The organism is Mycoplana sp. MJR14, from assembly GCF_029210525.1.
Classification (GTDB): Bacteria; Pseudomonadota; Alphaproteobacteria; order Rhizobiales; family Rhizobiaceae; genus Mycoplana.
Genome location: NZ_JARGEO010000001.1, coordinates 756,525 through 776,003 on the forward strand (window position 1 = coordinate 756,525; position 19,479 = coordinate 776,003).

At 66.8% G+C, this 19,479-nt stretch carries 19 protein-coding genes; 9 read left to right on the forward strand and 10 right to left on the reverse strand.

Features of this window, described 5'->3' with window-relative positions; translation table 11 throughout:
- Positions 1–7 precede the first annotated feature (7 nt).
- The gene (hrcA, locus tag P0086_RS03715; RefSeq protein ID WP_112599950.1) at positions 8–1,087 is read right to left on the reverse strand and encodes a heat-inducible transcriptional repressor HrcA; all 1,080 of its coding nucleotides are present in this window, start codon (positions 1,085–1,087) and stop codon (positions 8–10) included.
- 262 nt (positions 1,088–1,349) lie between these two features.
- Here hrcA and rph point away from each other — a divergent pair, with 262 nt between their 5' ends.
- The 5 genes from rph to P0086_RS03740 all read left to right on the forward strand — a co-directional run bounded on the left by rph (position 1,350) and on the right by P0086_RS03740 (position 5,242).
- Positions 1,350–2,066, forward strand: a complete 717-nt coding sequence (gene rph / locus P0086_RS03720) for a ribonuclease PH (protein ID WP_112599949.1) — start codon at positions 1,350–1,352, stop codon at positions 2,064–2,066.
- A gap of 87 nt (positions 2,067–2,153) precedes the next feature.
- Positions 2,154–2,594, forward strand: a complete 441-nt coding sequence (locus P0086_RS03725; RefSeq protein WP_112615366.1) for a VOC family protein — start codon at positions 2,154–2,156, stop codon at positions 2,592–2,594.
- 11 nt (positions 2,595–2,605) lie between these two features.
- Positions 2,606–3,250 carry an RdgB/HAM1 family non-canonical purine NTP pyrophosphatase gene (rdgB, locus tag P0086_RS03730; RefSeq protein WP_275782537.1) on the forward strand — a complete coding sequence of 215 codons (645 nt, stop codon included), beginning with the start codon at positions 2,606–2,608 and terminating at the stop codon, positions 3,248–3,250.
- 10 nt (positions 3,251–3,260) lie between these two features.
- The gene (gene hemW / locus P0086_RS03735) at positions 3,261–4,457 is read left to right on the forward strand and encodes a radical SAM family heme chaperone HemW (RefSeq protein WP_275782540.1); all 1,197 of its coding nucleotides are present in this window, start codon (positions 3,261–3,263) and stop codon (positions 4,455–4,457) included.
- Between the two features lie 278 nt (positions 4,458–4,735).
- On the forward strand, positions 4,736–5,242 hold the full coding sequence (locus P0086_RS03740; RefSeq protein WP_275782543.1) for a hypothetical protein: 507 nt from the start codon (positions 4,736–4,738) through the stop codon (positions 5,240–5,242).
- A gap of 174 nt (positions 5,243–5,416) precedes the next feature.
- Here the strand turns inward: P0086_RS03740 and dnaA are convergent, their stop codons facing one another.
- Both dnaA and rpsT read right to left on the reverse strand, forming a co-directional pair.
- Positions 5,417–6,964 (reverse strand): chromosomal replication initiator protein DnaA, encoded by a 1,548-nt coding sequence (gene dnaA / locus P0086_RS03745; protein WP_112609106.1) that lies wholly within the window; start codon positions 6,962–6,964, stop codon positions 5,417–5,419.
- Positions 6,965–7,840: 876 nt separating this feature from the next.
- The gene (gene rpsT, locus P0086_RS03750; protein WP_112609104.1) at positions 7,841–8,107 is read right to left on the reverse strand and encodes a 30S ribosomal protein S20; all 267 of its coding nucleotides are present in this window, start codon (positions 8,105–8,107) and stop codon (positions 7,841–7,843) included.
- A 646-nt stretch (positions 8,108–8,753) separates the two neighbouring features.
- Between rpsT and P0086_RS03755 the strand changes: the two genes are divergently transcribed.
- Positions 8,754–10,286: a YifB family Mg chelatase-like AAA ATPase gene (locus P0086_RS03755; protein ID WP_112609102.1), complete on the forward strand. Its 1,533-nt coding sequence runs from the start codon at positions 8,754–8,756 to the stop codon at positions 10,284–10,286.
- A gap of 272 nt (positions 10,287–10,558) precedes the next feature.
- Here P0086_RS03755 and cysK read toward each other — a convergent pair whose 3' ends face one another.
- Positions 10,559–11,527, reverse strand: coding sequence for a cysteine synthase A (gene cysK, locus P0086_RS03760; RefSeq protein ID WP_112600018.1), 969 nt, complete (start codon positions 11,525–11,527; stop codon positions 10,559–10,561).
- A gap of 183 nt (positions 11,528–11,710) precedes the next feature.
- Positions 11,711–12,328 (reverse strand): LysE family translocator, encoded by a 618-nt coding sequence (locus P0086_RS03765; RefSeq protein WP_112609100.1) that lies wholly within the window; start codon positions 12,326–12,328, stop codon positions 11,711–11,713.
- A 308-nt stretch (positions 12,329–12,636) separates the two neighbouring features.
- Here P0086_RS03765 and P0086_RS03770 point away from each other — a divergent pair, with 308 nt between their 5' ends.
- Positions 12,637–13,155 (forward strand): DNA starvation/stationary phase protection protein, encoded by a 519-nt coding sequence (locus P0086_RS03770; protein WP_112600020.1) that lies wholly within the window; start codon positions 12,637–12,639, stop codon positions 13,153–13,155.
- A gap of 57 nt (positions 13,156–13,212) precedes the next feature.
- Here the strand turns inward: P0086_RS03770 and P0086_RS03775 are convergent, their stop codons facing one another.
- Positions 13,213–14,109: a DMT family transporter gene (locus tag P0086_RS03775; protein ID WP_275782550.1), complete on the reverse strand. Its 897-nt coding sequence runs from the start codon at positions 14,107–14,109 to the stop codon at positions 13,213–13,215.
- A gap of 123 nt (positions 14,110–14,232) precedes the next feature.
- Here P0086_RS03775 and P0086_RS03780 point away from each other — a divergent pair, with 123 nt between their 5' ends.
- Positions 14,233–14,670, forward strand: coding sequence for an Lrp/AsnC family transcriptional regulator (locus P0086_RS03780; RefSeq protein ID WP_112609096.1), 438 nt, complete (start codon positions 14,233–14,235; stop codon positions 14,668–14,670).
- Between the two features lie 26 nt (positions 14,671–14,696).
- On the opposite strand, the gene P0086_RS03785 is transcribed toward P0086_RS03780, so the two are convergent.
- Positions 14,697–15,593 carry a GNAT family N-acetyltransferase gene (locus P0086_RS03785; RefSeq protein ID WP_275782554.1) on the reverse strand — a complete coding sequence of 299 codons (897 nt, stop codon included), beginning with the start codon at positions 15,591–15,593 and terminating at the stop codon, positions 14,697–14,699.
- Positions 15,594–15,609: 16 nt separating this feature from the next.
- Positions 15,610–16,080, reverse strand: coding sequence for a dUTP diphosphatase (dut, locus tag P0086_RS03790; protein WP_275782556.1), 471 nt, complete (start codon positions 16,078–16,080; stop codon positions 15,610–15,612).
- Between the two features lie 174 nt (positions 16,081–16,254).
- Between dut and P0086_RS03795 the strand changes: the two genes are divergently transcribed.
- On the forward strand, positions 16,255–17,838 hold the full coding sequence (locus tag P0086_RS03795; protein ID WP_112600025.1) for a peptide chain release factor 3: 1,584 nt from the start codon (positions 16,255–16,257) through the stop codon (positions 17,836–17,838).
- Positions 17,839–17,880: 42 nt separating this feature from the next.
- Here the strand turns inward: P0086_RS03795 and P0086_RS03800 are convergent, their stop codons facing one another.
- Both P0086_RS03800 and P0086_RS03805 read right to left on the reverse strand, forming a co-directional pair.
- Positions 17,881–18,762 (reverse strand): DUF2182 domain-containing protein, encoded by an 882-nt coding sequence (locus P0086_RS03800; protein WP_275782559.1) that lies wholly within the window; start codon positions 18,760–18,762, stop codon positions 17,881–17,883.
- Between the two features lie 19 nt (positions 18,763–18,781).
- Positions 18,782–19,417 carry a DUF1326 domain-containing protein gene (locus P0086_RS03805; RefSeq protein WP_275782562.1) on the reverse strand — a complete coding sequence of 212 codons (636 nt, stop codon included), beginning with the start codon at positions 19,415–19,417 and terminating at the stop codon, positions 18,782–18,784.
- Positions 19,418–19,479 lie beyond the last annotated feature (62 nt).

A 19,479-nucleotide genomic window follows, 5' to 3' on the forward strand; every position in this document is an offset into this window, starting at 1 on the left:
CCGGGCGTCAGCGGGAAAGCTGGGACATCAGCTGGGCGGTGTAGTCCACCATCGGCACGATGCGCGAGTAATTGAGCCGCGTCGGCCCGATCACGCCGACGGCGCCGACGATCCGCTCCTCGCCGTCGCGATAGGGCGCCACGATCAGCGACGAGCCCGACAGCGAGAACAGCTTGTTTTCCGAGCCGATGAAGATTCGGACGCCCGGGCCGGTCTCCGCGAGGTTCAGGAGCTCGATCAGGCTGTCCTTCTTCTCCAGGTCGTCGAACAGCATCCGCAGCCGGTCGACGTCCTCGGCGCCGGCAAGCCCCTCCAGCAGGTTGGCCCGGCCGCGCACGATCAGGCGGGTCGGATTCGACGCGTCGTTGCCGCCCGACCATACCGCAAGCCCGCGCTCGACGAGGTCCTGCGAGAGCTGGTCGAGCTCCTGGCGGACGGTCTGGCGGAGCCGCTCCAGCTTGGTGCGCGCCTCGTGGATGGTGTTGCCGGCCAGATGCGCGTTCAGGAAGTTGGCGGCCTCAGTCAGCTGCGAATTGGTGGTGCCGACCGGCAGCTCGATGATGCGGTTTTCCACCTGGTCGTGATCGCCGACGAGGACGACCAGCGCCTTGGTCGGCTCCAGCCTGATGAACTCCACATGCTTGAGGGCGGAATCGCTCTTGGTGGTGATGACGATGCCGGCGCCGCGCGACACCCCCGACAGCATGCTGCTCGCCTCCGTCATCATCGTCTCGACGCTCTGGCCGTGGCCGGGGCGATGAACGTGGCGTTCGATCGAGGCCCTGTCCTCCTCCGAAACGCCGCCCACGCGCATGAACGCATCGACGAAGAAGCGCAGGCCCATCTGCGTCGGCAACCGCCCGGCGCTGACATGCGGCGAATAGATCAGCCCTAGCGCCTCCAGGTCGCTCATGACGTTTCGCACCGAGGCGGGCGAGAGCGAGATCGGCAGGATGCGGGACAGATTGCGGGATCCGAGCGGCTCGCCGCGCTCGAGGTAACTCTCGACAATCCGGCGAAAGATCTCGCCGGCGCGCTCGTCAAGCGATGCGTAGATGTCTGCTTCCGCGGGAGTCCTCAGTACCATGCCAATCAAACAAACGTTGTCGCTGACCCGAATATAGGGGCGGCCACCGGCCCCGCACAAGAACAATTGCGCCGGACCGGGGCGGCAACACCCTGAAATCGGCCACGCCGCCGCCTTGCCTTTCAGCAGGGACAGGGCGGCAGGAGGCGCACCCTTGCGCCGGTCCAGGCGAATGAAGTGGCCTCCGTTCCGAAATCGATTTCGATTTTGCAGCCGATGCGGTAGAAGCGGCCGCAGATTTCAAGCGAACACGGAGTACACGATGCGGCCGTCAGGCAGAAAGACCGATCAGATGCGCAAGGTTTCCTTCGAGCGCAGCTTCTCCAAGCATGCGGAAGGCTCTTGCCTGGTGAAGTTCGGCGACACCCATGTGCTCTGCACCGCGAGTCTGGAGGAAAAGACGCCGCCGTGGCTCCGAAACAGCGGCAAGGGCTGGGTCACCGCCGAATACGGCATGCTGCCGCGCGCCACCGGCGAGCGGATGAAGCGCGAGGCGGCCGCCGGCAAGCAGGGCGGGCGCACGCAGGAGATCCAGCGTCTGATCGGCCGGTCGCTGCGCGCCGTCGTCGACCTCACCGCCCTCGGCGAGCGGCAGATCACCATCGACTGCGACGTCATCCAGGCCGACGGGGGCACGCGCACGGCCTCGATCACCGGGGCCTGGATCGCGCTGAACGACTGCCTGAAGTGGATGGAAACACGCGGCATGATCAAGGTTGACAAGGTCCTGAAGGATCATGTCGCCGCGATCTCCTGCGGCATCTTCGCCGGCCAGTCGGTGATCGACCTCGACTATCTCGAAGATTCCGCGGCCGAGACGGATGCGAACTTCGTCATCACCGGCTCGGGCGGCATCGTCGAGATCCAAGGAACGGCGGAAGGCAAGCCCTTCACCGAAGAGGAGTTTGCGAGCCTGCTGGCGCTCGCCAAGGCGGGCATCGCCGACCTCGTCGAAATGCAGAAGCAGGCCATCGGCTGAGGGGTTGGGGGCCGACTGCCCCCTTGCCCATGATCCGCCCTTCGGGCACCTTCTCCCCGCAGGCGGGGAGAAGGACAGGAGGCGACGATGGCCGAGCCGCAGCACCCCCTCGAAGGCATCCTCGAGACCGCGCTCTACGCCGAGGATCTGGATGCGGCCGAGGCCTTCTATGGCGGGCTCCTGGGACTGGAGAAGATCACCCGCCAGGCAAGCCGGCACGTATTCTTCCGCTGCGGTGCGGGCGTGCTTCTGATCTTCAACCCGAAGGAGACGGTGGTGCCGCCGCCGCCGCAGGCTTTTCCGGTGCCGGTGCACGGAATGACGGGACAAGGTCACGTGTGCTTTCGCGCCGCGGCTGCGGCGCTTGATTTCTGGGCGGAAAAGCTGAAAGAAGCAGGGATCGCCATCGAGGCCGATTTCCGCTGGCCGAACGGCGCCCGCTCCATCTATTTCCGTGACCCGGCCGGAAACAGCCTCGAATGCGCCGAACCCGGCCTGTGGGGGCTGGACCCCGGGAAGCCGACCTGACAGGAACAGACATGCGCAAGCTCGATACCCGCACGATCGTCGTCGCCAGCCACAATGCCGGCAAGATCCGCGAGATCCGCGACCTGATCGGCCCGCTCGGCTTCACGGCCAAGTCGGCCGCCGACCTGAACTTCGTCGAGCCCGACGAGACCGGCACCACCTTCGAGGAGAACGCCGCGATCAAGGCGCTGGCCTCGGCGAAGGCGGCCGGCATGCCCGCGCTCTCCGACGATTCCGGCCTCGTCATCGATGCGCTCGGCGGAGCACCCGGCGTCTACACCGCCAACTGGGCGGAGAAGGACGACGGCAGCCGCGACTTCGCGATGGCCATGGGCAAGGTGGAGAAGGCGCTTTCGGAAAAGGGTGCGTCAGCACCTGCCGATCGGACCGCCCGCTTCGTCTCCGTCCTCTGCCTCGCCTGGCCGGACGGGCACACCGAAATCTTCCGCGGCGAGATCGAGGGCACGGTCGTCTGGCCGCCGCGCGGCAGCCAGGGCTTCGGCTACGACCCGATCTTCCAGCCGGAGGGCCATGGCGTCACCTTCGGCGAGATGAGGGCTGAGGAAAAGCACGGCTGGAAGCCCGGACAGGCGCAGGCCCTGTCGCACCGGGCCCGCGCCTTCAAGCGCTTCGTCGAAACCTGCCTGGAAGCTTGAAGTCGAACCGATGACGGCGGTCACTCCCTTTGCATCGAGACAGCCTGTCACCGGCGATCCACTGGATCCCGGCTTCGGCGTCTATGTGCATTGGCCCTTCTGTGCCGCCAAGTGCCCCTATTGCGACTTCAACAGCCATGTCCGCCACCAGCCGGTCGACCAGGACCGCTTCGTCGCGGCCTTCCTGGCGGAGATGGAGACGATGCGGCGGCTGACCGGTCCGCGCACCGTCACCAGCATCTTCATGGGCGGCGGCACGCCGTCGCTGATGCAGCCATCGACCGTCGATGCGATCCTTTCGGGCATCGCCCGCCACTGGCACATGCCCGGCGGCATCGAGATCACCATGGAGGCAAACCCCTCCAGCGTCGAGGCAGAGCGCTTCCGCGGCTACCGTGCCGCCGGCGTCAACCGCGTCTCGCTCGGCGTCCAGGCGCTCAACGACCGGGACCTGAAGTTCCTCGGACGGCTGCACGACGTCGAGGACGCGCTGAAGGCGATCCGGCTGGCACGCGAGATCTTCCCGCGCATGTCCTTCGACCTGATCTACGCACGGCCGAACCAGACGGTGGCGGAATGGGACGCGGAGCTGAAGCAGGCCGTCTCCTACGCCGTCGATCACCTGTCGCTCTACCAGCTGACGATCGAGGAGGGCACGCCCTTCTACGGCCTGCACAAGGCCGGAAAACTGGTGGTGCCGGACGGCGAGCAGTCGGCGATCCTCTACGAGGCGACGCAGGAGATCACCGCCCGCGAGGGCATGCTGGCCTACGAGGTCTCCAACCACGCCCGCCCGGGTGCCGAAAGCCGGCACAACCTCACCTATTGGCGCTATGGCGACTATGTCGGCATCGGCCCCGGCGCCCATGGCCGGCTGTCTGCGGGCGATGCCAAGATCGCGACCGCCACCGAGCGTCATCCGGAAACCTGGCTCGGCCGGGTCGAGGCGGAGGGCCACGGCATGGTCGACCGGGAGGTGCTGGCGCTGTCCGAGCAGGCCGACGAACTGCTGCTGATGGGATTGCGCCTGACCGAAGGCGTCGACCTCGCCCGCTGGCAGGCGCTCGCCGGCCGCGGCCCGGATCCGGACCGCGAACAGTTCCTGATCGACCACGGTTTCATCGAGCGCCTCGGCAATTCGCGCCTGCGCTGCACGCCGGCCGGTATGCTGATCCTGGATGCGGTGGTGGCCGACCTCGCCTGCTGAGGGGCGGTCAAGCTGCTGGAACGGACGCTGCCTCCGGTGAAGACGCCCGGGCGGGCAGGCCGGATCGGGACCGATCCCGATCCGCATCCGCTGCGCCACCACCGGTGTTTACGGGCGCTGCTGGCCGCACGCCGCACTGCCTGGCGCTCCTTCGCCGCCGTGCGCCGGCTTTTCGCCCGCACCGACGTCGATTCGTCTTGAACCCGCGATGAGCCGGCGGCATTCTCGCTCACTGGTTGTATTTCATATTGCGTACCGCTTGCGGAGAACCCACCTGCATGAGAAGCGTTCTGTTTCTGATCGTGCTGGCCGTCGCCCTGGCGATCCTGCAGATGGCCTATACCGCCGTGCAGATCGCCGCCTATGCCCGATATCTTCCGCCCAAGCTGGGCAGCGCGCGTTATCTGGCGGCGGGCTCGAATACCGGAATTCTCGATCTCCCCACGCAACTCCTGCGCTTTGAGGCCTGCGGTGCGGTCGTGTTCGAACTGGCACCGGATGCGATCGATGCGGTCAGACGCGACGGGCTGGCGTTTCTGGAGGGCGCGACACAGGGCGCCGCGCCGAGCCTGCGATACGCGCCGTGGCGACGGACGCCCGCGCCGAAGGAATGGTACGGCGACGGCGCCGTGGCCTCTTCGTTCCACTGCGCCAATCTCGGCCGCTCGTTTCGTCGCATGATCGGGGAAGGCAGCCGCGGCCCCGGAGGCTTCTACACCACCATGGCCGACGGACAGCTCTTCCTGCTGCCCGACGAAGGCATCCTTGCCGTCACCTATCAATGAGGATCGTCGCGACCGCGATGCCAAGCGATGCACCGCAACCGGTCGACCATCCGCAAACCCGGATTCGCAACCTTGCCGGCGCACCCGTACCCGGCTCAGCAACCGCAAAACAAAAAAGAGCCCGGGGCCTCGTGCTCCCGGGCTCAAGGGCCGCACCCCCAGGCGTGACGGATACTATTCGTTGATCAGCCGCTTGAGCAGTTCGATCTCGTGGCTCAGCTTCGTGTCGGAGGCGATCAGTTCCTCGATCTTGCGGACCGCGTGCAGCACGGTGGTGTGATCGCGTCCGCCGAAGCGGCGGCCGATTTCCGGGAAGGACCGCGGCGTCAGCGTCTTCGACAGATACATGGCGATCTGGCGCGGCATGACGACGACGCGCGTGCGCCGGCTGGAGACCAGTTCCTGGCGCGAGACGTTGTAGTGCTTGGCCACCACGCGCTGGATATCCTCGATGCGCACGCGGCGCGGCTCGCCGGCCCCGACCAGATGCGCCAGCAACTCATCGACGCGCTCGACGGTGAGGTTCGGCTCGAAGGTACGGCGGAACAGGAGCTGGTTGAAGGCGCCCTCCAGTTCGCGGCCGCTGGCGGTGATGCTGCGGGCGACATGGTTGAGGATCTCCGCCGGGATTTCCAGCGACGCATCCTCCAGGCGGGCGACCTCGAGGCGACGCTTGAGGATCTCCAGCCGCATCTCGTAGTCCGGCGCCTCCATCTCGATGGCCACGCCGCCCTGCAGGCGGGAACGGACGCGCGGATCGAGCGATTCCAGCTCCCAGGGGGCGCGGTCGGCAGCGACCACCACCTGCTTGGCGGAATCGAGCAGCATGTTCAAAAGGTGGCAGAACTCGTTCTGGATCGAATTGCCCTGCAGGAACTGCATGTCGTCGATGACGAGGAGATCGATGTTGCGCAGCGTCTCCTTCAAGGACAGGGCGTCGTTGTCGCGAATGGCCGTGGCGAAGCGCCACATGAAATACTCGGCCGTCAGGTAGACGACCCGCGGGCTGCGGGCGCTGGCGAGCGCCGCATTGGCAATCGCCTGCAGAAGATGCGTCTTGCCCAGTCCGACACTGGAATGGATGAAGAGCGGATTGAAGCGGACGGCGCTGGCGCCGGCCTCGGCGATCGTCTTGGCGGCGGCGAGCGCCACGCGGTTGGACGAGCCCTCGACAAAGGTGTCGAAGGTGTAGCGCGGGTCGAGCGGCGAGCCGAACAGCGGGCCCGGCGCCGGCTGGCGCTGCTGGGCCTTTTCGGTGACGCCTGCGGCGGCCTGCGCGACCGTCTGCGGACCGGCCAGGCGGCGGGTCTGGGACGCGGGCGCGGCCTCGGCAACGGCCGCAACCTCCTCGATACCGGCGCGCACGCCACGGGTGGCCGTCCGTACCAGGATCTCGACCTTCAGGATCTCCGGCTCTTCCTGCTGGAAGAGCGTGGTGATCAGCTCGAGATAGCGGTTGTTGATCCAGGATTTGAGGAAGGTCGTCGGCACCGAGAGCCGAACGACGGTCTTGGAGTAGGAATGGAGCTTCAGCCGGCCGAACCAGCTGGCATAGACGTCCTGGCCGACCTGCGCCTTGAGGCGCGCGCTGACCCGCTCAAAAAGCGCGTCATGCCGTGTCTCCGCTTTTTCGCCCGCCTTCTCGCTTCCGTCTGCGATTGCCCTCAGTGCATCTTCCCCGTTTGCATATGCACCGACAGACGTGGCCGTATTTGCTTGCATTGTGCCGCCTTTCAAGTTCAGTCGACGCACCGGCATTTCATGCCGGCGCCGCATGGTCCATCCTCAGCCGCCTCTGCCGGAGCCATCGGCAACGCGGACTCGGTTTCGCCGGTCGCATCGCCCCACTCCTGAACGCGACCAGCAAACAGGGGCCTCGACGCGCCGGCCGATGGCCAACCGTCTTGCGCCCATCCGGCAGCGCGAACTCCTCGTACAGATCGCGCGACCGTCATTCTCACTCATACTCACGCTCGTCCACCTGCCCCCTGCCGCCGTCCTCGCAACGACAACGGGCGAAGCAGGCCAACGGCAAAGTCTTACCGTTCCGGCCAAAACCCAATCGGGGTAGCCGGCCGCCTGCTTCAGGTGTCCGATGAACCGGAGCTATGCACTCCGCACAGGGGTGAAACATCCGCGCACCAGCCTTTCACGGCAGTGTTTGGCGTCTCGTCTACGCTTGTGTGTGCGCCCCCTGTGGAAGGCATTTAGGCAGGATCAAACGGCAAGATCAATGCCGAATTTTCAGCAAAATCGACGCACGGCCGTTGACTCCTTTGAGCCAATTTGTCTCGGAAACCGGGGGCCGCAAAAGAATCCATTATGAATCAATGGCTTTGTTTCGTCGGCTATTTCAACGAGAGCGGGAATCGAAAAAAATAATTATTTTCTTGACTCGCGGTCCGCCGCAATTGCCCCCACCCCAGGTGGCGGCCTCGCGCTCATCCTCTTATAAATATATGAATTTGCTGTCTTTTTTCTGTCATGCCGCTGACATGAGCCAGCCTTGCGCGTTAACCATAGCGGCACCAAAAACGCAAAGAAAAAGCCCGGCGAAAACGCCGGGCTCTATCAAAATCGCATAGCTACTGCTGCAAATCAGGCAGAAAGGGCTTTCACGCGATGAGCGAGTCGCGAAACCTTGCGGGAGGCCGTGTTGGCATGAACGACACCCTTGGTGGCTGCGCGCATCAGCTCCGGCTGTGCGGCCTTCAGTGCGGCGGCAGCTGCCACCGCGTCGCCGGCGGCCAGTGCCTCCTCGACCTTGCGGACGAAGGTGCGGACACGCGAGCGGCGAGCCTTGTTGATCTCAGTGCGGCGAGCGATCTTGCGGGTCGCCTTTTTCGCCGAAGTCGTATTGGCCATGGATGCCTCTCTTGAAACCGGACACGAACTCCGCCTTCGCCGTGCCGGGTCACTGCGACCTGTCATCCAAGCAATTCGGGAGCACTATCGGAAAACCTTGGAAGGGGCTTTCCAAACTGTGGGGCGGCGTATAGCGGGAATTGGCAGGCCCGTCAACGAGCAAATTGCAGAAATGCGGCGGCAATCCGAGCCGGACCGATTCAGAATGCGGGCTTTGCGCCGTCCGGCCGCCCCCGCCCGCTCGCCCGCCCCTGTCGGCCGCGCCCACGCACAGGGCCAACCTGGTTTGCCGACGAGCAACCGGCCGGGCGTTCCGGCGCCTGCATCGCCCCCTCGGCAACCGCCAGCCGACTCTGCGGCAGGCGCGCCGCCCGGCTCTTTTCGCCCGGCACAAGGTCGACAAATTGCCGCGGCTGTTCCGCCTCCACAACCGCTTACATCCTGCGCGGGAACAATTCGCGCGTTTGTTCGATAATTGTTCTTGTTATATTCTTTTTCTCGTGCCATGGTAGCAACCGTGACTTGAGGGCCGATCGAAGACAACCCCTGCGATGCGCCGGATCCGACCGCGCCGGCCGGCAGGCTCGGACGTCTCCATCCTCCTCCCTTTCGAGCGGCATGATGCCGGCCTATTTCGGGGTTTGTCATGGTGGCACGGGTAAGCACGGTAGCGTTTCAGGGCATCGACGGCGTTCCGGTCGACGTCCAGGTGATGGTGGCACCGGGGAAGATCGGGATGCAGATCGTCGGCCTGCCGGACAAGGCGGTCGCTGAAAGCCGGGAACGCGTGCAGGCCGCCCTGCATGCCTCGGGGCTCTCGCTGCCGGCCAAACGGGTGACCGTCAACCTTGCGCCGGCGGATCTGCCCAAGGAGGGGAGCCACTTCGACCTGCCGATCGCGCTCGGCCTGATGGCGGCGCTCGGCGCCATACCGGCCGATGCGCTGGAGGGCTATGTCGTCATCGGCGAGCTCAATCTCGACGGCACGATCGCCGCCATCGCCGGCGCCCTTCCGGCCGCGATCGGCGCCAACGCGCTCGGCAAGGGCCTGATCTGCCCGGCCGACAGCGGCGCGGAGGCCGCCTGGGCCGGCGCGCAGCTTGACATCGTCGCCCCGCGCAGCCTGATCGCGCTCGCCAACCACTTTCGCGGCACGCAGGTGCTGTCGCGCCCCGAGCCGGCGATCCGCGCCGCGCCGGCCGACCTGGCCGATCTCGCCGACATCAAGGGACAGGAGAGCGCCAAGCGGGCGCTGGAGGTCGCCGCCGCGGGCGGCCACAACCTCCTGATGGTCGGCCCGCCGGGATCGGGCAAGTCGATGCTGGCGGCCCGCCTGCCCTCCATCCTGCCGCCGCTGTCGCCGGCGGAACTGCTGGAGGTCTCGATGATCCATTCGATTGCCGGCCAGCTGGCCGGCGGCCGCCTGTCCGATCGCCGGCCCTTTCGCGCCCCGCACCATTCGGCGACCATGGCCGCGCTCGTCGGCGGCGGCCTGCGCGCCCGCCCGGGCGAGGCCTCGCTCGCCCATCACGGCGTCCTGTTCCTCGACGAGTTTCCCGAGTTCGCGCCGCAGGTGCTGGACGCGCTGCGCCAGCCGCTCGAATGCGCCGAATGCGTGATCGCCCGCGCAAATCACCGCGTCAGCTATCCGGCCGCGATCCAGCTGGTCGCGGCCATGAACCCCTGCCGCTGCGGCATGGCGGGTGAGCCGGGGCAATCCTGCCCGCGCGGCCCGCGCTGCATGGCCGACTACCAGGCGCGCATCTCCGGCCCGCTGCTGGACCGGATCGACATCCGCATCGACGTGCCGGCGGTGTCTGCGGCCGACCTGATCCGGCCGATGCCCGCCGAACCCAGCGCCGTCATCGCCCGCCGCGTCGCCCGGGCGCGCGAGGCCCAGCGCGATCGCTTCGCCACCCTCGGCCATCCGCAGGTCGCCACCAATGCGCGTGCCTCGACGGCGCTGATCGAACGCATCGTCGAGCCGGATCCGGGCGGGCTGCAGCTCTTGCGGGACGCGGCGGAAAAGATGCGGTTCTCCGCCCGCGGCTACCACCGGGTTCTCAAGGTCGCGAGAACACTCGCCGACCTGGACGGGAAGGACATCGTCGGGCGCATCCATCTCGCCGAGGCGATCTCCTACCGCATCGTTGGCGAACGGCTGGCCGCGGCCGCGTGAGAGGCGCCTGAAGAACGCCGGCCGTCGGTGCGACGGCCAGACGGGGTGGCCAGGCCGGGTGGCCAAACGGGGCGTCCAGATCGGATGGCCAGACGGGACGGCCAGGTGGGAGAGCCAGGTGGGGTCGCGCCGCGATGCGTCGTCCGGCGGCAGGCCGGCTTCACGCAGCGATGCGCTCCCGTGCCGTCCGCTCCTGCACGATGCGCCCGGAGGGCCAGAGGACCGGCGCTCCGGGGGGCGCGCCGATCGCCTTGCTCCGGGCGGCGGACCGATCAGCCGCCGAGGCCTTCGAACAGGGCCGTCGAGAGATAGCGTTCCGCAAAGGAGGGAATGATGACGACGATGGTCTTGCCCGCGTTCTCGGGGCGGCTGCCCACCTTGATCGCCGCGGCCAGGGCGGCGCCTGAGGAAATGCCGACCGGCACGCCCTCGAGCTTGGCCACCAGCCGGGCGTTCTCGAAGGCCTCGTCGTTGGTGACGGTGACGACCTCGTCATAGATCTTGGTGTCGAGGATGGCGGGCGCGAAGCCCGCGCCGATCCCCTGGATCTTGTGCGGTCCGGGATTGCCGCCGGAAAGGACCGGGCTGTCGGCCGGCTCGACGGCCACGACCCTGAGCCCCGGCTTCTTCGCCTTCAGCACCTGGCCGGCGCCGGTGATCGTACCACCGGTGCCGATGCCGGAAACGAGGATGTCGACCGCACCGTCGGTATCGTTCCAGATCTCCTCGGCCGTCGTCTTGCGATGGATCTCGGGGTTGGCGGGATTTTCGAACTGCTGCGGGATGACCGCGTCGGGCAGCGTCGCGACCAGTTCCTCGGCCTTGGCGATCGCCCCCTTCATACCCTTCGCCCCCTCGGTCAGCACGAGTTCCGCGCCGAGCAGCGCCAGCATCTTGCGGCGCTCGATCGACATGGTCTCGGGCATGGTCAGGATCAGCTTGTAGCCCTTGGCGGCAGCGGCGAAGGCGAGGGCGATGCCGGTGTTGCCCGAGGTCGGCTCGACCAGCGTCGTCTTGCCGGGGACGATCCTGCCCTGCGCCTCGAGCGCCTCGATCATGGCCACCCCGATGCGGTCCTTCACCGAGGCGATCGGGTTAAAGAACTCCAGCTTGGCCAGAAGATTGGCCTTGACGCCCTTCTCCTTCGCCAGCTTGTCGAGACGGACGATCGGGGTATCGCCGATCGTCTCCGTGATGGACGCATAGACGCGCCCGCGGCCGGGCTTGCGGATCTCAGGCATTTCGGTCTCCCTTTCCTTCTGCTGTTGGAGGGAGAATAGGTTGTAAGGCACCGGCCGACCAGTGTCAGATCATCCACGCGCCGCCGTCAGACCGGAAAAAACGCTTTCCATTCGGGTTGAGGACAGATCTTTATTTCACGCAAGGCGCGTCGCGGCCCGTCGCCAACGCGCGCTCTGCGGATTTCACGCCGCCCGCGTTGCGATATAGGCGGCCGTGCTGGCGAGGACGCCGGCGGCAACGCGATTGAGCGCCCGCAGGGCGGCCGGCTTCTTCAGCAGCAGCCGGGCGCGGGAGGCGAGCGCCATATAGGGCACCAGCACCACCAGCAGCACGATGAAGGTCGCCGCCAGGAGCAGCCCGTATTCGTTGGGACCGATCGCGGCGAGATCGATCAGCGTCGGCACGAGCGCGACGTAGAAGAGCATCGTCTTCGGATTTCCGAGCGTCACCAGAAGCCCCGACAGGAACGACATCGCCATGCTGGACGAGCTCCGCGCCTTGATCTCCTGCGGCACGAGCCCGGTCGTCCAGAGCTTCCAGGCGATATAGCCGAGGTAGAGGGCGCCGGCGATCTTGATCGCCATGAAGGCGGTCGTGAACGTCTGCGCGATGAAGGCGAGCCCCAGGATCACCGCCGTCAGGTAGATCATGTCGCCGAGGATCAGCCCCAGCCCCATGAAGAACGTCTCCCGGAAGCCGGAGCCGAGCGCGCGGGCCACGATTGCGGTGATGCCTGGCCCCGGGATCGCGGCTGCGATGAACAGGGCCCCGCTATAGGCCAGCAATGCTGCAAGTGTCATGGCTACCGCTCTTCAATGGATGTCGCCGACTTTCTCGGCCGCCCCTGTCTACGCCGCCGCCGATCCCGTTTCAAGCGGGCCTGCCCGGGTGCCGCGCGCCTGCCGCCTGCGCGCGGTGGAAGCAGCCGGATGCGCCCCGATGTCACATGGCCAAGAAGGAGCGCTGATAGGAAGCATGCAGCCGTTGAAGAACAGGCGTCTGCGCCCTAGCTTGTCTTCGCCGGCGACCGCCGGCCGTTAGCGATGCCGCAGGCACTGTCCCGGGCCGGCACCCCTCATTCTCGCGCCAGAAACAAAGGAGAGACTCCATGTCCACCGGTTCCGCCGAAAAGCGCAGAACTGCCCCGCTCAAGACGCCGTCGGGCCTCGCCTCCAACGCGATCACCGACATATCCGCCGCGCTGACGACGCTGCTCGCCGACATGTTCGCGCTCTACCTGAAGACCAAGAACTTCCACTGGCACGTCTCCGGTCCGCATTTCCGCGACTACCACCTGCTGCTCGACGAGCAGGCCGCACAGATCTTCGCCACGACCGACGACATCGCCGAGCGCGCCCGCAAGATCGGCGGCACGACGCTCCGCTCGGTCGGCCATGCCGCGCGCCTGCAGCGCATCCCGGACAACGATGCCGACTACGTCACCCCGGGCGACATGCTGGCCGAGCTCCTGGAGGACAACAAGCATCTCGTCTCGCTCCTGCGCGAGACGCACGACCTCTGCGACGAGCACAACGACGTCGCCACCGCGAGCCTGCTCGAAAACTGGATCGACGAGGCCGAGCGCCGCACCTGGTTCCTGTTCGAAACGACGCGGCAGGCAAAGTAGCCCGCAGATGTCACTGGCGTTCCGGCCGCCGCAGGGCGGCCGGTTGTTGCCGGAAAGCTAGCGCGACACCGGTGCGCCCCGGAAGAGCCGCCCCGGCGACCAGCCGAGGTTCATCCCCATCGCCGCCAGCAGGATCACCGCCGCGCCGGCGACCTGCACGGGCTCGAGCGCGTGCCCGAGCGCAAGCCGATCGGTCGCGATCGCTGCGACCGGATAGAGGAAGGAGAGAGCGCCGGTGATGTGCGTCGGCAGCTTCTGGATCGCGCCGTAGAGCAGGACATACATCAGCCCCGTATGCACCAGACCGAGGGCGGCGATGCTGGACCAGGCCGAAGCCGTGGCCGGCATTGTGGAAAAATCCGCAAGCGGCGCCAGGAGGACCGTGCCAGTGCAGACCTGGACGAGCGCGATCAGATGCGGCGGGGTGCCCTTCAGGCCCTTGGCCGCGATCGCGGCGAGCGCATAGAAGAAGGCCGCGCCGAGGGACAGGGCGATCCCGAGTGCGTATTCGCTGCCGCCGCCGCCCGGCCCCGCCTGCACGATCGCAACCATGCCGGCAAACGACAGCGTGAGCCAGAACAGCTTGGTCGCGGTGATCCTTTCGCCGAGAAACAGCGCGCCGAGGCCCAGCAGCATGAAGGGCTGGGTGTTGTAGACGGTCGTCGCGATCGAGATCGATGCCAGCGGATAGGCCGCAAAGAGCAGGACCCAGTTGGCGACGATGGCGACGCCGCCGGCGACGGCGATGGCGAGACGGCGTCCGGTCAGAAGGCCAGAGCGCAGATAGCCGAGATAGCCGCACACCAGCGCCAGGCACACCGCGCCGATCGCGCAGCGCCAGAAGACGACGTTGATCACGGGCTGATGGGAAGCCAGGACGAACAGGCCGATCGTTCCCGAAATCAGCATGGCCGCCGTCATCTCGAGTGCGCCTTTACGGGTGGTTCTGTCCATGGTCTCGATCCTTTCAAACAAGGCGGCCAGAATAAAAGTCCGCATTGATCGCTTCCATGATTTTAATTAGGATGATCCCCATTCTAGCCTTATTATGTGAGGCGATCTCGTGAGAAATGTTTCATGACCCTGGACGACACCGACAGGCGGCTGCTGTCGCTGCTGGCAGAAAACGGGCGGCTTTCGCTGAAGGAGCTGGCGGCCGCCACCGAGCTTTCGTCTCCGAGCGTCGCGGAGCGGCTGCGCAAGCTCGAGGAGCGCGGCGTGATCGGCGGCTTCACCATCGACGTCAATGCCCGCACGCTCGGCTATGCGCTCCAGGCAATCGTGCGGGTGCGGCCGATGCCGGGCCAGTTGCACATCGTCGAGCGGCTGATCCAGGAGATGCCGCAATGCGTCGAGTGCGACAAGGTCACCGGGGACGACTGCTTCATCGTGCGTCTCCAGCTACGCAGCATGGAAGAGCTGGACATGCTGCTCGACGGCATCGCCGAGCGCGCGCAGACCAACACGTCCATCGTCAAGTCCACGCCGGTGAAGCGGCGCTTGCCGGCCCTCTGACCGGCATCAGGCGCGCCGTCGCCTGCTCAGAACTCCGCCATGGGCGAAAGCCGGAAAGGCCCGGTCGGCACCGGGCCGCCGCGCATCATGAAGCGCAGATCGCCGTCTTCGGCGAGACTGTCGCCCGTCCAGGCCATCCGGTCCGGCGGGAACAGGACCGCGACCCTCTGCGGCTGTAATGCGAGCGCCTGCAATATGCTGGCGAGCGTGGGAATGCGGGCACCGACCACGTCCAGCAATGCGAACGTTTCGCCTGCCCGCTGCTGCCGCCAGGCGACGACGGCCGAATATTCCGGCAGGAAGCTCAGCGTCATGTCCTCGACGAGCGCGGTGTTGAGCAGGAAGGTCTGCGTATTCCGGCAAACCGCAAAGCGGGACGAGACCGGTTCCCGCGCCTCCAGCAGGTCTCGAAGAAGCGACAGGTCGCCCGCATCGGCCATGTCGAGCACACGGGTGGACGGCTTCGCATCGACCGCAGCCGGTGCCGGCGCCGGGCCGACGAAGCGGTGCTCCGGCAGGACGGCGAAGCCATGGGGCGCGTAGAGCTCCGGCTTGTCGGTATAGAGGACGATCGCCTCGAACCCCCGTTCCTCGCATCGCTGCAGCGTGCGGCGGAGAAGGGCGCGAAACAGGCCCCGTCCACGGTACTCCGGCAGGACCGCGCCGGACTGCAGCCCGGCGGCGTCGACCGGCCGACCGTCGATCAGAAGCGGCATCGCAAAAGCCGACAGGTTGGCCACGCATCGGCCGCTGCCGTCGAACCAGGCCGAGGACATCAGTGTCCGGTCGCGCCCGCCCATCCGCTCCAGCGGGCTGACATCGACGTCGAAGACAGTGAGAAGCAGTGCCTTCACCGCCGCCCAGCCGCCAGGATCGTCGAAACAGTCCTCGCGATAGGTGAGCCCGGCGCGGTCGCCGGTCATGCGCCGGCCACCGTCGCTACACCCCGGTCGAGCCGAAGCCGCCGGCGCCGCGCTCGGTCGCACCCGCCTCGGCGACCTCGCAGACCCTTGCCTGCACGACGGGGGCAATCACCATCTGGGCGATGCGCATGCCGCGCTCGATCGCAAAATCCGCCTCGCCGAGATTGACCAGCAGCACCTTCACTTCGCCGCGATAGTCGCTGTCGATGGTGCCGGGCGTGTTCAGGCAGGTGATGCCGTGCTTGAAGGCGAGGCCGGAGCGCGGCCGCACCTGCGCCTCGTAGCCCGCCGGAATCTCGAAGACGAAACCGGTCGGCACCAGGGCGCGCTGGCCCGGCGAAAGCACAAGCGGCGCGCCGTCGCCGACCGCGGCGCGCAGATCCATGCCGGCGGCACCCGCCGTCTCGTAAGACGGCAGGTCGAGACCGGCGCCATGCGGCAGGCGGACGAGGTTCAGGGTCGGATGGGGATCGTGTCGGATGTTCATTCCCCATTAGCCGACCCGCTGTCGGCACGGTCAATGCGGCCGGCACGTTTTCCACGACGGATTGCCAACCGGCGGCGGGCCGTGCTCGCGGCGGCCGGCAGCCGGGGTCAAACGCGAATTGAAAGTTTTCCACGAAACCGCTACATAGCGCCCGACCAAGAGGATTTTCACGACATGGCCGAAAGTCTCGCCGAGGCGGTCTCCCGCCGCCGCACCTTTGCTATTATCGCCCACCCGGACGCGGGCAAGACGACGCTGACCGAGAAGCTCTTGCTGTTCGGCGGCGCGATCCAGCTCGCCGGCGAGGTCAAGGCAAAGAAGGACAGGATCCAGACCCGATCGGACTGGATGAAGATCGAGCGCGAGCGCGGCATCTCGGTCGTCACCTCGGTGATGACCTTCGAATACGAAGGCAACGTCTTCAACATCCTCGACACGCCCGGCCACGAGGATTTCGCCGACGATACCTACCGCACGCTGACGGCGGTGGATGCGGCCGTCATGGTGATCGACGCCGCCAAGGGCATCGAGCCTCGGACGCTGAAGCTGTTCGAGGTCTGCCGCATGCGCGACATCCCGATCATCACCTTCGTCAACAAGATGGACCGCGAGAGCCGCGACCCCTTCGAGATCCTCGACGAGGTCGAGGAGAAGCTGGCGCTCGACTGTGCGCCGGTCACCTGGCCGATCGGCCGCTCCAAGACCTTCTGCGGCTCCTATCACCTGTCGACCAACGAGGTGCGCGGCTCCGACACCCAGGAGCGGCTGACCCGGGTCAACGATCCGGAGATGGCTTCGCACCGCCTGCCGGAAAACGAGCGCGAGGCCTTTATCGACGAGCTGACGCTCGCGATCGAGGCCTGCAAGCCGTTCGACAAGAAGGCCTTCCTCGAGGGGCACTTGACGCCGGTGTTCTTCGGCTCGGCGCTCAGGAACTTCGGCGTGCGTGACCTGATCAACGCGCTCGGCGCCTTCGCCCCGCCGCCGCGCGACCAGGTGGCGGATGTCCGGACCGTGCATGCGGCGGAAGACCGGATGACCGCCTTCGTCTTCAAGATCCAGGCGAACATGGATCCGAACCACCGCGACCGCATCGCCTTCGCCCGCGTCTGCTCCGGCAAGCTGGAGCGCGGTATGAAGGCGCGGCTGTCGCGCACCGGCAAGCAGCTTGGGCTGACCGCGCCGCAGTTCTTCTTCGCCTCGCAGCGCCAGCTGGCAGACACCGCCTATGCCGGCGACGTGGTCGGCATCCCCAACCACGGCACCCTGCGCATCGGCGACACGCTGACGGAAGGCGAGGCGCTGGTGTTCGAAGGCGTGCCGAACTTCTCACCGGAAATCCTTCGCCGCGTTCGCCTGGAGGACGCGATGAAGGCGAAGAAGCTGAAGGAAGCGCTGCACCAGATGGCCGAGGAAGGCGTCGTCCAGCTGTTTTCGCCCGACGACGGTTCGCCGGCGATCGTCGGCGTCGTCGGCGCGCTGCAGCTCGACGTGCTGAAGGAACGGCTGCAGGCGGAGTATGGCCTGCCGGTATCCTTCGAGATGTCGCGCTTCTCCGTCTGCCGCTGGATCTCGGCGGACAATGCCGCCGACCTCGACAAGTTCGTCACCGCCCGGCGCGGCGACATCGCCCGCGACCTCGACGGCGACCCGGTGTTTCTGGCGCAGGATTCGTTTTCGCTGCGCTACGAGGCCGAACGCTATCCGGCGATCAAGATGGCCGCGATCAAGGAGTATCACGTCGCCAAGGCGGCGTGAGGCGTCCTGGACGGGCGGGCACCTGTGCCCGCCTGACACATGTCAGCCCGGCCAGAGCCCGCGCGCCGTCAGCCAGAGGCCGGCCGCTGCCAGGAGCACCCCGGCGGCACGGCCCATCCGGTCGCCGCCCGGCAGAAGCTTCTCCGCCAGCACGAAGATGGCAATGACGGCGATCCAGAGGATGTTCATCACACCGCCGACGAACAGCAGCAGCATCAGCGGCCAGCAGCAGCCGACGCAATAGGCACCGTGCCGCATGCCCATCAGGAAGGCGCCGCCCGCATCGCGCCTGAAGCCGCCCGCGGCTTGCAGGAAGGCGGCCGGTGCGCGGCATTTGCCGAGGCAGGCGCTCTTCAGCGGCGTCCATTGGTACAGGCCGGCGACCACGAGAAGCACGCCGCTCAGGAAGGGACTGGCGCTCTCCATCATCGGCGTCAGCAGCAGCGCCCGTTCCAGCAGCCACTGGCCGAGGGCGGCGGCGAGCGAGAACAGGAACCAGATCGCCAGATAGCCGGCGCAGAAGATCCCGGTCGCCGCGACCGGCGTGCCCTTCGCGGCCGCATGCCGCCCGACCCTGGCATAGAGCAGGATCATCGGCGAGGCCGACGGCAGCATCATGCCCACCATCATCACGAGCCACATGGCCACCACCAGGGCCGTGTCGTCGGTGGTCCAGCCGGCGGGAGCGGCCGGCCCCATGGCCATGCCGGACATGTCCATGCCCGGCATCGTCTCCATTCCCTGCATTCCCTCCATGCCGGGCATGCCGTCCATCGTGCCGGCGCCATCCACGGGCGGCGGCGCGCCCATCGAGCGGGCGAGCGAGAGGAGGTAGAGCCAGGCCAGCACCGTCATCGCTGCGAGACACAGGGCAACGATCGTGCGGTCGCGCTTGAGCAGCCTGTCGAGTGCCGGATCCCCCATGGCGCCCCCGGGCTCCGGCCTAGTGGACGACGCCGGCGCCGGTCATGTGCAGCCTGCTGAAATGGGCGTGGCTGTCGGACAGGGACAGCACAATCGGCCCCTTCGTTTCCGCCCAGCCGCGACCGACTTCGCACATGTCGTATTCGAAGCCGTGCGGCAGGTTGATGCGGACATGATGCTCCTCGCCGGTGACGGGATTGCGGATGGGCTCGGCCCGGGCATCGATCCAGCCGGGGATCTCCACGCGCGCGGTGCGGCCGTCGACATCGACCGTGAAGTCGATGCGCGTGAACACCGGCTCGTGCACGGTGTCGAAGGTGGTGGCGAACACGGCGAAGAAGGTGGCGCCGGGCTCCGTGTCCTCCCCGCTCATGATGCGCAGCAGGGCCTCGCGCTGCTCCGGCGTCGCGCGTTCGTCCACGATCGGCACGCACTGGCCGCCGCCCTCGTGGATCGCGCCGGGCCAGGCGACGATCATCGCGATCTTCAGGCCATCGAGGCGCGTCGAACCGTGAAAGCCGTCCTCGATCTCGATCGCGCCGACCGCATGGCACTTGCCCTGGGTGGGCAGCGCATTGAACTGGCAGGGACAGCCATAGGTGCAGTTGCAATGAATGAATTCGCGGCCCTGGAGCTTCCAATCGACGCTCATCACGACGTCCTCCGCTGCACGCACCATTATATTGATGCTTCATAATTTAATACCCGCGGACGGGC